The 13,090-nt window shown below is 64.6% G+C and carries 12 protein-coding genes and 1 pseudogene; 8 read left to right on the top strand and 5 right to left on the bottom strand.

Translation table 11 applies throughout. The features are described 5' to 3' along the window. Positions 1-139 precede the first annotated feature (139 nt). Positions 140-3,193 carry an autotransporter outer membrane beta-barrel domain-containing protein gene (locus tag AB4Y99_RS10270; RefSeq protein ID WP_441523236.1) on the top strand — a complete coding sequence of 1,018 codons (3,054 nt, stop codon included), beginning with the start codon at positions 140-142 and terminating at the stop codon, positions 3,191-3,193. A 158-nt stretch (positions 3,194-3,351) separates the two neighbouring features. Here AB4Y99_RS10270 and AB4Y99_RS10265 read toward each other — a convergent pair whose 3' ends face one another. Continuing rightward, entirely contained in the window at positions 3,352-4,245 is an 894-nt protein-coding gene (locus tag AB4Y99_RS10265) for a LysR substrate-binding domain-containing protein (protein ID WP_441523235.1), read from the bottom strand. A gap of 108 nt (positions 4,246-4,353) precedes the next feature. On the opposite strand from AB4Y99_RS10265, the gene psrA reads away from it, so the two are divergent. The 6 genes from psrA to AB4Y99_RS10235 all read left to right on the top strand — a co-directional run bounded on the left by psrA (position 4,354) and on the right by AB4Y99_RS10235 (position 9,389). After that, positions 4,354-5,442: an iron-containing alcohol dehydrogenase PsrA gene (gene psrA, locus AB4Y99_RS10260; protein WP_142020144.1), complete on the top strand. Its 1,089-nt coding sequence runs from the start codon at positions 4,354-4,356 to the stop codon at positions 5,440-5,442. Between the two features lie 78 nt (positions 5,443-5,520). Beyond that, entirely contained in the window at positions 5,521-6,396 is an 876-nt protein-coding gene (gene phnD, locus AB4Y99_RS10255; protein WP_441523234.1) for a phosphonate ABC transporter substrate-binding protein, read from the top strand. Between the two features lie 29 nt (positions 6,397-6,425). After that, entirely contained in the window at positions 6,426-7,235 is an 810-nt protein-coding gene (gene phnC / locus AB4Y99_RS10250) for a phosphonate ABC transporter ATP-binding protein (protein WP_113253978.1), read from the top strand. A 15-nt stretch (positions 7,236-7,250) separates the two neighbouring features. Beyond that, positions 7,251-8,054, top strand: a complete 804-nt coding sequence (gene phnE / locus AB4Y99_RS10245) for a phosphonate ABC transporter, permease protein PhnE (protein WP_441523233.1) — start codon at positions 7,251-7,253, stop codon at positions 8,052-8,054. Between the two features lie 25 nt (positions 8,055-8,079). Beyond that, the gene (locus tag AB4Y99_RS10240) at positions 8,080-8,310 is read left to right on the top strand and encodes a hypothetical protein (RefSeq protein WP_156115905.1); all 231 of its coding nucleotides are present in this window, start codon (positions 8,080-8,082) and stop codon (positions 8,308-8,310) included. A 143-nt stretch (positions 8,311-8,453) separates the two neighbouring features. After that, positions 8,454-9,389: a hypothetical protein gene (locus AB4Y99_RS10235; protein ID WP_441523232.1), complete on the top strand. Its 936-nt coding sequence runs from the start codon at positions 8,454-8,456 to the stop codon at positions 9,387-9,389. 566 nt (positions 9,390-9,955) lie between these two features. Here AB4Y99_RS10235 and AB4Y99_RS10230 read toward each other — a convergent pair. Together AB4Y99_RS10230 and AB4Y99_RS10225 are read right to left on the bottom strand one after the other, a co-directional pair. Then, positions 9,956-10,978 carry an LLM class flavin-dependent oxidoreductase gene (locus AB4Y99_RS10230; protein ID WP_441523231.1) on the bottom strand — a complete coding sequence of 341 codons (1,023 nt, stop codon included), beginning with the start codon at positions 10,976-10,978 and terminating at the stop codon, positions 9,956-9,958. Between the two features lie 195 nt (positions 10,979-11,173). After that, positions 11,174-11,623, bottom strand: coding sequence for a GNAT family N-acetyltransferase (locus tag AB4Y99_RS10225; protein ID WP_441523230.1), 450 nt, complete (start codon positions 11,621-11,623; stop codon positions 11,174-11,176). A 115-nt stretch (positions 11,624-11,738) separates the two neighbouring features. On the opposite strand from AB4Y99_RS10225, the gene AB4Y99_RS10220 reads away from it, so the two are divergent. Further along, positions 11,739-12,026, top strand: coding sequence for a hypothetical protein (locus AB4Y99_RS10220; protein ID WP_210323606.1), 288 nt, complete (start codon positions 11,739-11,741; stop codon positions 12,024-12,026). Between the two features lie 202 nt (positions 12,027-12,228). On the opposite strand, the gene AB4Y99_RS10215 is transcribed toward AB4Y99_RS10220, so the two are convergent. After that, positions 12,229-12,714: a peroxiredoxin gene (locus AB4Y99_RS10215; protein ID WP_441523229.1), complete on the bottom strand. Its 486-nt coding sequence runs from the start codon at positions 12,712-12,714 to the stop codon at positions 12,229-12,231. A gap of 51 nt (positions 12,715-12,765) precedes the next feature. Beyond that, positions 12,766-13,090, bottom strand: a pseudogene (locus AB4Y99_RS10210) (hypothetical protein); the annotation flags it as partial.

The raw sequence follows: 13,090 nt of genomic DNA, 5'->3' as shown, positions 1-13,090 counted from the left end.
ATTGAATGCTAGCCTTTTGCAACCGGCGGTAGCGATTCGCTCTCGGCATGATTCTCCGCGTGAACATGTGCCTGTGCGGGGAATCTCGACGAATAGGGCGACATCATCGGGTGGGGGCTGAACATTGACGAGACGAGCGATGAAGAGCGTGGCTGCCGCTCGCGATTATCGCCAGGCCCTGCTGCTGTCGACAGCGCTCGTCGCACTGGTCTGCGCCACCGGCCTTCCGGCACGCGCACAAATGGTCACGGGCAACAACGATCTGAATCCTAAACCTGCCGATGCACCGAGCTGGACGATCATTGGCGACCTGCAGGTCGGCAATACCAGCGATGGCCAGCTCGACATCACGGCTGGCGGCGCCGTGACCAATGATTACGGCACCATCGGCGATGGTACCAACAGCAACGGCTCGGTGACTKTCTCGGGTGTCGGCAGCAACGGCATTGCATCCAGCTGGACCAACAACGGCGACCTCGTCGTCGGCCAATCTGGGGCCGGCTCCCTGAGCATCACGGCTGGCGGCGCCGTGACTAATGATTACGGCACCATCGGCGATGGCGCGGGCAGCGACGGCTCGGTGACTGTCTCGGGTGTCGGCAGCAACGGCACGGCCTCGACATGGACCAACGCCTTTCATCTCTATGTCGGATATGACGGCGCCGGAACGCTGAGCATCCTGAATGGTGGCACGGTCAGCAGCCTGGCCGGCTACATCGGATACAATCTCGGCAGCCAAGGCACGGTCACGGTTTCGGGCGTCGGCAGCAACGGCACGGCCTCGACATGGACCAATGCCGGTGATCTCTACGTCGGGTTCTTCGGTACCGGAACGCTGAACATTCTGGCTGGCGGCCGGGTTTCAAACGCCGCCGGCAACGTCGGTGGCGGCAGCAGCGCCTTGATTAGCGGGCTTGGCTCGTCCTGGCAGAACACTGGCCGGCTGGCCGTCGGCCAGTACGGCACAGTAGGTTCGACAGGAACTTTGCGCGCCGAGGGCGGTGCGACCATTTCGAGCGCGGACGGCGTCATCGGCAGTGATACACGCGGCGACGCTGTATTGACCGGCGTGGGCACGACCTGGACCACCATCGGACAGTTCACCGTCGGCAGCTTCGGCCCAGGCACCTTGCGCATCGAAGACGGCGCGAGTGTCATCAGCAATCAGGGCTATATCGGCGCCAACGACACCGGCACGGTCACAGTGACAGGCGCGGGGTCGAAATGGGTGATGTCGCCATTCAACCTCACCATCGGCAATTTCGGAGCCGGTTCGCTGACGGTCGAGAACGGCGGGCTGGTTCGCGCCGAAGGCGGTGTTCTGCTCGGCGTTAACGCGGGAGTCAGCGGGACGCTGCTTGTGCAGGGCTTGGCGAGCAATCGCGGCGTTCTGGAAACCGGCGGGATTCGGGGCGGCTCAGGGATCGCGAGCGTCACCTTCGATGGCGGCCTCCTGCGCGCGACGCGAAACAATTCCACCTTCTTCAACAATTTCGACACCCGCACCATCGCCATCGGCGCGAATGGCCTCGTCATCGACACGGATGGCCATGATATCGGCATCTCCCCGACCTTCACCGGCGCTGGCGCGCTGATCAAGGATGGCCTGGGCAAGCTGGAGCTGACCGGCAACAGCGGCGCGACCTACACCGGCGCCGGCAACGTCTTGGCGGGCACGCTCGCCGTGAACGGCGTCCTCGGCGGGACGATGGAGGTCATCGGCGGCCGCCTGCAGGGCATCGGCACGGTCGGCTCCACGATCAACCAGCCGGGTGGCACGATCGCGCCGGGCAATTCGATCGGCACGCTGACGATCAACGGCAACTATCTCGGCAATGGCGGCCGGCTCGAGATCGAGACCGTGCTCGGCGGCGATGCCTCGCCGTCCGACCGCCTCGTCATCRCCGGCAGCACGGCAGGCTCGACCCTCGTCACGGTGCTGAACCAGGGTGGTGCCGGCGCGCAGACCATCGAGGGCATCAAGGTCGTCGATGTCGGCGGGGCCTCGAACGGCGTCTTCACGCTCCAGGGCAACTATGTCTTCCAGGGGCAGCCGGCCGTCGTCGCCGGCGCCTACGCCTACACCCTGCAGAAGAACGGCATCAGCACACCGAACGACGGCGACTGGTACCTGCGCTCCGCCTATCTGACACCGCCTCCCACCTCACCGCCTCCAACTTCACCGCCTCCTACCTCACCGTCGACCGGCCCGACCGAGATCGGCCCGATCTACCAGCCCGGAGCCCCCATCTACGAAGCCTATGGCCAGGTCCTGCAGAGCCTGAACGAGCTGCAGACGCTGCGTCAGCGCGTCGGCGAGCGCTTCGACGGCCGGCCTGACGACACGGCGAATGCGGCAGGCCGGGCGATCTGGGCCCGCATCGATGCAGCCCACAGCCGCGTCACGCCGGGCTTCTCGACCACCGGCACGAGCTACACGATCGATAGCTGGCGCCTGCAGGCCGGCGCCGACGGGCAGGTTTACGCTGGCGATGCCGGCACGCTCGTCGGAGGCGTGACGCTGCATCATGGCGAAGCGCTGGCCGATATCTCGTCGGTCTTCGGGCGCGGCAAGATCAAGGCCTCCGGCACCGGGTTCGGCGGGGCGCTGACCTGGTACGGCGCGTCAGGCTTCTATGCCGATGCGCAGACCAAGCTGAACTGGTTCGACAGCGACCTGTCCTCCACGACGGCCGGGCGTCAGCTCGCCAAGGGCAAGGGCGGCTTCGGCTATGCGCTGGGGCTGGAAATTGGGCAGCGCATCGCGCTGTCAGGTGCCTGGTCGCTGACGCCACAGGCGCAACTGACTTACTCACATGTCGATGCGGACAGCTTCGTCGACCCATTCGGCGCCCGCGTCGCGCTCGGCGACGGCGACAGCCTGCGCGGGCGGCTCGGCATCTCCGCGGATTACCGGCAGAGCTGGCGCGACAGCGCTGGGCGGCAGGTCAATGCCTCGCTCTACGGCATCGCCAACCTGCATTACGAATTCCTCGACGGGACGACGGTAACGGTCGCCGGCACGCCGTTGACCAGCCGGGGGCAGCGGCTCTGGGGAGGGCTTGGCCTCGGCGCCAAATACGAAATGGGCCGCTATGCGCTCTATGGCGAGGTTGAGGCCCAGACCAGCCTGGCTCATTTCGCCGACAGCCACAGCATCACCGGGCGGGCCGGCCTGCGCGTCAGTTGGTAGGAAATCCATCAATGTCCCGTTCGGCCCAAAGTGGCCGTTCGAGACCGAGAACGTTCACAGGTCGCGAGGCGTCGAGAACGGAGGTTCGCAAGCCCTGGGGCGGGCGTGGCCGTCCTTCATGCGACGAAGCCGAAGCCAACATTCCGCCTTCGCGATGATCACTGTTTGGCCGCGACGGCGTCGAAAGCGTCGCGGGCGCTCTGCACGACATTGAGAAACGCCTTGATGACCCGGCTGGACTCGCGCTGTTTCAGCACGACCACATGCGCGTAGGTGTAGACTTCGGCACCTTCGATCCGGATCAGTTTAAGGTTCTCGTCCGGCACGAATTCGGCTTCGGAAACATAGCTGATGCCGAGGCCATGGATCACCGCCTCGCGAATGGCTTCGCGGCTGCCGATCTCCATCATCAGGCGCGGCTTCGTGCCGGTTCTTGAAAGCGCGTCCTCGAAGGCGCGTCGCGTTGTCGAACCCTGCTCGCGCACGATCATCGGCTCGCCCTCCAGCTCCGTCAGCCGGATGGTGTCGCGTTCGGCGAAGCGATGGTCGCGGCGCACGAACACGGCGACGGGGTGACGCCTGTAGGGCATGGTCAGAAGGCGGTCGTCTTCGTCGATATAGGCGAGGACGGCGACGTCGCATCGGTAACTGGCGAGATCGTCGAGGACCTCGGCGGAGTTCCCCAGCTTCACGGCGAGCTCGATCTCCGGATAGGCCTGGTTGAAGGCGGCCAGCATCTCCGTGACGTGGAACGGCCCGACGGCGCTGATCGAAAGGCGCCCGGTCCGCAATTCCCGCGTTTCCGTCAGGAAGGCGAGCACCTCGGCTTCCTCGGCGAAAAGCCGGGTGGTGATGGCCAGAAGCTGCCGGCCGGTATYGCTGAGCTCGCGCCGCCGGCCACGCTTGACGAAGAGCTCGACGCCGAACTCCTCCTCCAGCGCACCGACCTGCGCCGTCAGGGTCGGTTGGCTGATATGGAAGGCGTCGGCGGCGGCGTTGAAGCCGCCCGAGCCTGCCACGAGATGGAATGATCTGAGCTGAGTGTAACGCATAGCAAAAATCTATCCAATCTGATCAAAAAATCAATTTGTCATAAGGTCTGGCTTCGGAGAGCATCCTCGCAACAGAGCCGGCAAGGCGCATCACGAGGATGGAAACGCATGACCTGGGCGTATTGGAACCCCGTGAAGATCCGGTCCGGCAACGGCCTGCTCGATGAGGTCGCAAGCCTGATCGGTAACCGGCGCTGGGCCCTCGTCACCTATGACCAGCCCATCTTCCGCGAACTCTCCGCCCGCCTGACGGCGGTCGCCGGCGCACCTGTCGTGTCGATCACCAATATCGAGACCAACCCGGACTGCGCCGACCTCGCGCTGTCTTGCCAGCAGTTCGGAGCGGCCGAGCCGGCCGAGGTGATTGTTGCTCTCGGCGGCGGCTCGATGATCGACGCCGCGAAGGTGCTGGCGGCCAGCGGCGGCGATTTCGAGACCGTGCGCCGCCATCTCGTCGAGAAGAAGCCGCTCGACGAGAGCGCGATCCTTCCGATCATCGCCGTGCCGACGACGGCGGGCACCGGCAGCGAGGTCACGTCCTGGGCGACGGTCTGGGACGCCGCCAATGGCAGCAAGTACTCGCTCGCCCATCCCCGGCTTTATCCGGAGACAGCGGTTCTCGACCCCACCCTGACGGTCGGCGCGCCGCGCGGCCTCACGCTCGCGACCGGGCTCGATGCACTCTCGCATGCGCTGGAAAGCATCTGGAACGTCAACGGCAATCCGGTCTCCGCCAATTATGCGGTCGAGGCTGCCAGAGAGATCATCGACACCTTGCCGCGCCTGCTGGAGCGCCTCGACGATGTCGAACTCCGGACGCGGCAGATGCGGGCGAGCCTGCTGGCGGGGCTGGCCTTCTCCAACACCAAGACCGCGCTCGCCCACAATATCTCCTACGACATCACGCTGAAGAGCGGCACGATCCACGGCATCGCCTGCTCCTTCTCGCTGCCGATCGTGATGCGCTGGGCGATGGGCGCTGAGCCGCAATGCGACGCCGCGCTGCGCCGCGTCTTCGGCCCGGACCTCGAAGCGGGCGCCGAGCGGCTCGGCGCCTTCCTGCGCAATCTCGGCGTCTCGACCGACCCTACTGCCTACGGCGTCTCGCCGCCCGAGTGGAACCGCCTCGTCGGCAAGGCGCTCGAAGGCGAGCGTGGCCGCAACTTCATCGGAAGGCAGGCGGCCATGGCCGCCTGAGATCAAGCAAGGGGCAACGGCGCCCGCAACGGTTCACCGGCAGATCAAAAGATCGCCGGATCATCTTGGGAGGATGACATGACCATCACGCGTCGGACGATTTTGAAGAGCTCGCTGGCCGGGGGCACGCTGCTGGCGATGCCGGCTCTGGTTCGAGCAGAGACGAAACAGGTCCGCGTCGGGCTGATACCGTCCGAGGATTCGCGGGCGATGCTGGAATCCAGCCAGCAGCTCCTTGACGCCCTCCAGAAGAACCTCGGCATCCCCGTCCAGGGCTTCGTCGCCTCGGACTATAACGGCGTGATCGAAGCSATGCGCTCGRRCCATGTCGASGTCGCCTATCTCGGCCCGTTCTCCTATGTGCTCGGCACCACGGTYGCSSCGATCGAGGCCTTCGCGACCGCCGAGACGGCCAAATCCAGCCGCAGCTACTATCGCAGCCTGATCATCACGCGGAAGGATAGCGGCATCAAGGAGGTCAAGGACCTCAAGGGCCGCACCTTCGCCTTCGTCGATCCCTCCTCGACCTCGGGGCATCTCTTCCCGAAGGCCGGCCTGATGAAGCTTGGCTTCGATCCCGAGAAGGATTTCGGCCGTGTCCTCTTCACCGGTTCGCACGACGCCAACGCGCTCGCCGTCGCCAACAAGCGCGTGGATGCGGCGACGATCGCCGACCGCATCTTCGATACGGCCGTGCAGAAGAAGCTGGTCGATCCGGCCGACATCCAGGTCGTCTGGCAGTCCGACCCGATCCCGGAATCGCCGACCTGCTGGCGCAAGAACCTGCCCGAGGATCTGAAGGCGCAGATCAAATCCGCCTTCCTGAACATCCGAGACATCACCTGGGCCGACCAGGGCAAGCTCAACCGCTTCGTCGAGACCAACGATCAGGCCTACGACATCATTCGCGAGACGGCGAAGGTGTTGAAGCTCGATCTCACCAAGATGAAGTAGTCGCGGACGCGACCGGCGGAGAACGCGACATGATCAAGATCGAAGGCCTGAAGAAGTCCTATGCCGGCCGCCCGGTCCTGCAGGGCATCGACCTCAGCGTCAAAGCCGGCGAGTTCCTCGTCGTGCTCGGCCCCAGCGGTGCCGGCAAGTCGACCCTGCTGCGCTGCATCAACGGGTTGGCGCAGCCCGACGCCGGGCGGACCGTCATCGACGGCAAGGTGCTCGACCTGAAGCGCGGTGCCGCCGGCAAGCGGCCGGTGGCGATGATCTTCCAGCACCACAACCTCGTGAAGCGCCTCTCGGTGCTGAAGAACGTGCTGGTCGGCCGCATGGCCGGCCTGTCCTCCTTCCTGAGCATGCTGCAGCTCTTCCCACGGCAGGACGTCGCGATCGCGATGGACTGCCTGGCGCGGGTCGAGCTCGCCCACAAGGCGAATGCGCGCGGCGACCAGCTCTCCGGCGGCGAGCAGCAGCGCGTCGGCATCGCCCGCGCGCTGGCGCAGCAGCCGGCTGTGATCCTCTGCGACGAACCGGTGGCGAGCCTCGATCCCAAGACCTCGCGCATCGTGCTCGGTTACCTCAAGGCGATCTGCAAGGCGGAGGGGATCGCCGTGATCTGCAACCTCCACCAGGTCGATTACGCCGTCGAGTTCGGCGAGCGCATCGTTGGCTTGAGTGGAGGTCGGGTGATCTTCGACGATACGCCCGACCACCTCACCTCCGAGATCGTCCACCAGATCTATCCCGGCCTCGAAGATCCCGGCATCAGCCGCGTGCTCAAGCCGCGTCCGGTGAGCCAGCCCGTGCTGGCGCCGATCATCGCCCCTGCTATCGCCTGACGGGAGGCTAGACCCATGTCCTTCGGAACGCTGCAACTCGTCATTCGCCCGCCGCAGAACCGCTTCGGCTGGTGGGGCGTCGGCGCCATCACGCTCGCCATCCTCGTCTTCCTGTGGTGGGCGGCGGTCGGCTCCCAGATCAACGCCAGCAACCTCTGGAACGGCATCCCCTATATGTGGGATTTCCTCGTCCGGATGGTGCCGCCCAACCCGGAATTCCTCGAACGCTTGTGGAAACCGGCGCTGGAGAGCCTGCAGGTCGCGGTCTGGGGCACGCTGCTTGGCGTCGTCATCTCCCTGCCGATCTGCTTCTTCGCCGCGCGCAATCTCAGCCCGAGCCCAGCGATCTTCCACGCGACGCGGCAACTGCTGAATTGCCTGCGTGGCATCAACGAGATCATCCTGGCGCTGATCTTCGTCGCCGCCATCGGTCTCGGCCCCTTCGCCGGCGTCCTGGCGCTCGCCATCCACGGCGCCGGCATGCTCGGCAAGTTCTTCGCCGAGGCGATGGAGGATATCGACGAGGGGCCGCTGGAGGCCTTCCGCTCGGCCGGCGTCGGCCCGTTCAAGACCTTCTTCTTCGGCGTGCTGCCGCAGGTCCTGCCGACCTGGCTCGGGACGATCTTCTACCGGCTGGAGACCAATGTCCGGCAGTCCACGGTCCTCGGCATGGTCGGTGCCGGCGGCATCGGCTTCGAGCTCGTCTCCTCGATGAAGCTGTTCAAGTACCAGGACACCGCGACCTGCATCCTTGTCATCCTGGCGATGGTCTTGGTGGCGGACCTTGTTTCGTCCCGCGTCAGGGCGCTGATCCGCTGATCGGCGCCCGCACGAGGAAAGCATCATGACGCTTCACACGAAGATTGGTTCTGGCGTCATTGCGAACGGTCGCAATTATGCGCGCCCGCAGCGTCCGACGGTGGTGATCTGCATGGACGGTGCGGAACCGGCCCATATCGAGGCTGCCAGCGCCAAGGGCCTGATGCCGAACCTCGACCGGATCATGAAGATGTCCCCTTCGGCGGCATCAAGGATTCCGGCCTCGGCTACAAGGAGGGCGTCGTCGAGGCCATGAAGTCCTTCACCAACGGCAAGACATGGTCCATATGAAGGAAGCGGCACCGGGCTACCTCGGCCATTCTTGCCTGCGCGGCGCGGGGCGCCGGAATGACGCCGTTCCGTAAAATGGCTGCAACATTCTGAACGAAGGAGCTGCATATGCCGCATTTTGTCGGTATTCCGGCGACCGCGAACAGCCCCGGTTTAAGCAGCCTGGCCCTGAAAGATCCTTCAGGAAACGCCGCCGTCGCAGTTTGGGCCGCCGGTATGGATTGGAAGATCCGGCTGTGTGCGCCAGGCAACGCTTTCGTGTCGATGTCCAGCAGCCGTTTTCAATCGCCGCCACCGTACAAAAAAGACGCCAATCTGCACGTCTACTTCATGCTGCGCGGATTGAAGGCCGGAGACAATATTGCTGCATATGACGCGTCCGRCAGGCCGCAAACGGCAGCTCTGCCGATAACGTTTGCTTCTACCGACCGTCCATCGAACAACTTGCCGCCTCGGCCAAGCGCATCTTCTGCCAAGTTGATCCTAAATCCTGCAGGCGCAGAACAAGCGGATCTTAAAACCACGGGCCAAGATTGGGTCAACGGCATCGAAAAGGTAATAAAATATATCCTTGCCAATCAGATGGGCCGTCTGATTGTTAATTTCTTGCCAGGGAACGTTAATATATTCCCGTTCCTGTCTGGAGAGCAGAACGCCAATTCAACCGTTCAATTTTCGCCGAAAAATTTTTCTGGCAGTTTGGCACCCGGCGCTCAGCCGAACGAGATCCTCTTCCATGAATTCTGCCACATCGCGGATGGCGTATTGCGAAGTTACGATCCTTTGACAGATCCTGAAACGGGAATAGTTTTCAACTATAGTGGAACTGATTTCTTCTCTGTCAATGCGACAAACGTGTACGCGTCTATGAGAGGCCGGCCATTAAGAAAGGATCATGTCGGCTTCCAAGCCATGCCAGCGAAATTCAAAGACTTCGACAAATTTTGGGATTTGGCGAAGCCTAACCTGGACAAGCTCAGAGCGGCCAAACCCATTTTATACGGACAGGTGAGCGCCATCGACGCGCCTTGGAACCCGTTCTGATTGGAAGGCGGGTAGGGGCCGAAAGCCGAGCTGTTTGAGAGGCGCTGGCCCTGCCGGGGCGGTCGCCGTCGAAAACTTATCCCCGCCCTTGCAAGCCGCGCCTATCCTCGGCCCACCTCACCCCGAGGGGCAGCCATCCGGAGGCATGTCGTATGGCGGGATGAGGTCGGCGCCTGCGGCTGGCTTTGCACGCCAGACTCGGGAGGCTTCGGGGCACCGCCTTGGGGTACTACGGCCCCTGTGCGAGGAGCTCGCTGGAAGGCTCGGCGGCGACGGATGGGTGGTGCGACGACGCGACAACCCGATGWGGGGAACTGGCGTCCGAGTTCGCCTCTCCCGACCCGCAAAGCCATATAAGCGCGGCCCGGAGACTGAAGAACGCCGATAAGCGGAGCGCCACGGGGCGTGCGGAAGGTGGCTCAACCCTTCCGCGCCGCATCCTGGCTCAATGGAAGCGGCCCGATACCCACCGCGCCTCGCGGCGCTCCGCTGCCCCTCATCTGTCAACGCCCACGCGAGAGCGCGGGCGGTGAAGGTGCGTGCGCGGGGTGCCTGTGGCTTTTGCCTCAGCGCCAGCCGAGCGGCGGCGCGACATGCTTCAGGATCGCCTCGATCACATGGGCGTTATAATCGACGCCGAGCTGGTTCGGCACGGTGAGCAGCAGCGTGTCGGCCTCGGCGATCGCCTCGTCCCGTGCCAGCTCCTTGACGAGCTTGTCCGGCTCCGCCGCATAGCTGCGGCCGAAGATGGCGCGGGTGGTGTCGTCGATGAAGCCGATGGAATCGTCGCCCTCATTGCCGCGGCCGAAATAGGCGCGGTCGCGGTCGTCGACCAGGGCGAAGATACTGCGGCTCACCGAGACGCGCGGCGTGCGGCTGTGCCCGGCCTCCTTCCAGGCTTCGCGATAGGCGCGGATCTGCTTCGCCTGCTGGATGTGGAAGGGCTCGCCGGTCTCGTCGTTCTTCAGCGTCGAGCTCTGCAGGTTCATGCCGAGCTTGGCGGCCCAGATGGCGGTGGCGTTCGAACCGGCGCCCCACCAGATGCGCTCGCGCAAGCCCTCGGAATGCGGCTCGAGCCTGAGCAGCCCCGGCGGGTTCGGGAACATCGGGCGCGGATTGGGTTCGGCGAAGCCCTCGCCGCGCAGCACGTCGAGGAAGACCTCGGCATGGCGGCGGCCCATATCGGCGTCGCTCTGGCCTTCCGCGGGCTGGTAGCCGAAATGGCGGAAGCCATCGATCACCTGCTCGGGCGAGCCGCGGCTGATGCCGAGCTGGAGCCGCCCGCCGGCGATCAGATCGGCGGCGCCGGCATCCTCGGCCATGTAGAGCGGGTTCTCGTAGCGCATGTCGATCACGGCGGTGCCGAGCTCGATTCGGCTCGTCTTCGCCCCGGCCGCCGCCAGCAGCGGGAAGGGGGAGGCGAGCTGCCGGGCGAAATGATGCACGCGGAAATAGGCGCCGTCCGCGCCGAGTTCCTCCGCTGCGACGGCGAGATCGATCGATTGCAGCAGCGTGTCGCCGGCCGAGCGCGTCTGCGACTGGGGCGAGGGGGTCCAGTGGCCGAAGGACAGGAAGCCGATCTTCTTCATGACGTCACGCCTCTGAGGGAGCGCGGGCGATGCCGCGTTCGGGGAGCGGATTGACCGACGACACGCTACGCAACGCGCCGCAGGAAAGCATGCCCCTCATATAGGCGAGCGGTGGAAGATCGGGATTGCGCCGGCGCAAATATGGCTCTGCGTCGGCGCAGTCGAAATGCTCGCGCCTGCAAGCGGCGGCGTCGCTCAGCCGAGCGGCTGCCGGTAGACGATGAAGCCCGATTTGTCGGCGACCTTGTTGTAGAGCTCCTGCGCCTGGAGATTGGTTTCATGCGTCTGCCAGTAGACGCGGAAGCAGTTCTTCTCGCGGGCCATCTGGTTCACGGCCTCGATCAGCTTGCGGCCGACGCCGGTTCCGCGCGCCTCGGGAACGGTGAAGAGATCCTGCAGATAGCAGATGTTCCGTTCGTTCCAGGTCGAGCGGTGGATGACCCAATGGGTGATGCCCAGCGCCTTGTCGCCCTGGAAGGCGATGAAGCCGCCCATCGGCTCCGTGCCGCCGGTCAATCGCCCGAAGGTGACGTCGTCGAGCTCGGCGGGAAGCGTCGATTTGTAGAAGGTCAGATAGCCATGCCAGAGCGGGGTCCAGGCGGCGCGGTCGGCGGCAGCAAGCGGGCGGATCGTGATCTCAGGCATCGGCATCTTCCTCCAAGGAGGAAGCTAGCGCCTGCCTGGTGCCTTGTCTCATGACAAGCCGAGATCGGAAGGATCAACGGAAGGGTGTGCGGCTGTGGGAAAGCGAGGCGCAGACTTGGCGGCACTGGATTCGGCACCATCTATCCCTGCGACCAAATTCGTCGCGATCGCTGCTATAGATGGCGCGAATGCCGAAGATGTCCCGGCAGAGCAGGAGCACATTGTGACCGAGCGATTTGAACGGCATCGCCAACCCTGGACACATGAGGAACTTGAGAAGCTAAAGTTGCTCGCCAAGAAGGGCATGGCACTGAAGGCGATTTCGAAAGCGATGACCCGTAGCGAGGAATCCATTAAGGACCGCGCCAAACTCGATGGAATTGGGATCGCCAAGCTCCGTTAGCCGGGTTTACGGCAAGGCCTTGGGCCCAAAGCCGAGGTCCGTTCCTGGTGCGATGGCGATACCCCGAGCAGCGCTCCATGAAACCCGGCCATCCATCCCGCTCCAGGCATTCGCCTTGCCGAACGGCTTGCCCTCTGCCGCCCAACAAAAAGCCCGCACGATTGCATCGCGCGGGCTCGATAATTTTCGGTCGTAAAACCGCTCAGAGCTGGCCGAGCATCGTCTCGGCGCCGGAGGCCTCGGCCTTGCCGGCGGCTTCCTCGACATTGAGCGCCTTCACCACGCCGTCCTCGACGATCATCGAGTAACGCTGCGAGCGGGTGCCGAGGCCGAAGCCCGAGCCGTCCATCGACAGGCCGATCTCCTTGGCGAAATCGGCGTTGCCGTCCGCGAGGAACTCGATCACGCCGGCGCCGCCGGTGGCCTTCGACCAGGCGTYCATCACGAAGACGTCGTTGGTCGAGGTTACCATGATGGCGTCGACGCCCTTCTCCTTGATTTCGACCGCCTTGCCGACATAGCCGGGCAGATGGTTGCGATGGCAGGTCGGGGTGAAGGCGCCGGGCACGGCGAAGAGAACGACCTTCTTGCCCTTGAACAGCTCGTCCGTCGTCCTCGCGGCGGGGCCGTCTGCGGTCATGATCCGGAACGTCGCCTGCGGAAGCTTGTCACCCACCTTGATGGTCATGCGCCTGTTCTCCAGAAAGCCCGCGGCACCGACGGCCGCCCGGTTCAGGGCTTACGGCTTGGCGGCGGGGATGTCGAGGTCGAGCCGCGTCTCCACCGGCTTGGGCGAGCCGCGCACGGTGAAGATCAGCGGGATCGGCCCGGCGACGCCCTTGGGCCGGTCGTTGATCCTGATCTTGGCCGTGACGGTGCCGTCGGCCTCCGGCGTCAGATGGGTTTTGCCGAAGGACCACATGCCGGGACCCTCGACGAAGATGTCCTCGACCTTGCCGCCGGGCGGCGTCTGCAGCACGAGCTTGAGGCCGGGATCGACGACGGTGTCGTCGAGCCCGACGTCGAGGAGGGCGAGCTTGCCGTTATGCGGCCCCGGCTTCACC

It is taken from the genome of Allobosea sp. TAB14 (assembly GCF_052113865.1).
GTDB lineage: Bacteria > Pseudomonadota > Alphaproteobacteria > Rhizobiales > Beijerinckiaceae > Allobosea > Allobosea spartocytisi.
The sequence above is the reverse complement of the archived record's forward strand: the minus strand, read 5'-3'. Positions and strand labels throughout refer to the sequence as shown.

Bases quoted from the DNA above. Each gene is read 5' to 3' on its own strand.
- phnC (WP_113253978.1), top strand. From the start codon at position 6,426: ATGATCAAGATCGAAGGCCTGAAGAAGTCCTATGCCGGCCGCCCGGTC.
- phnE (WP_441523233.1), top strand. From the start codon at position 7,251: ATGTCCTTCGGAACGCTGCAACTCGTCATTCGCCCGCCGCAGAACCGC.
- AB4Y99_RS10240 (WP_156115905.1), top strand. From the start codon at position 8,080: ATGACGCTTCACACGAAGATTGGTTCTGGCGTCATTGCGAACGGTCGC.
- psrA (WP_142020144.1), top strand. From the start codon at position 4,354: ATGACCTGGGCGTATTGGAACCCCGTGAAGATCCGGTCCGGCAACGGC.
- AB4Y99_RS10230 (WP_441523231.1), bottom strand. From the start codon at position 10,978: ATGAAGAAGATCGGCTTCCTGTCCTTCGGCCACTGGACCCCCTCGCCC.
- AB4Y99_RS10225 (WP_441523230.1), bottom strand. From the start codon at position 11,623: ATGCCTGAGATCACGATCCGCCCGCTTGCTGCCGCCGACCGCGCCGCC.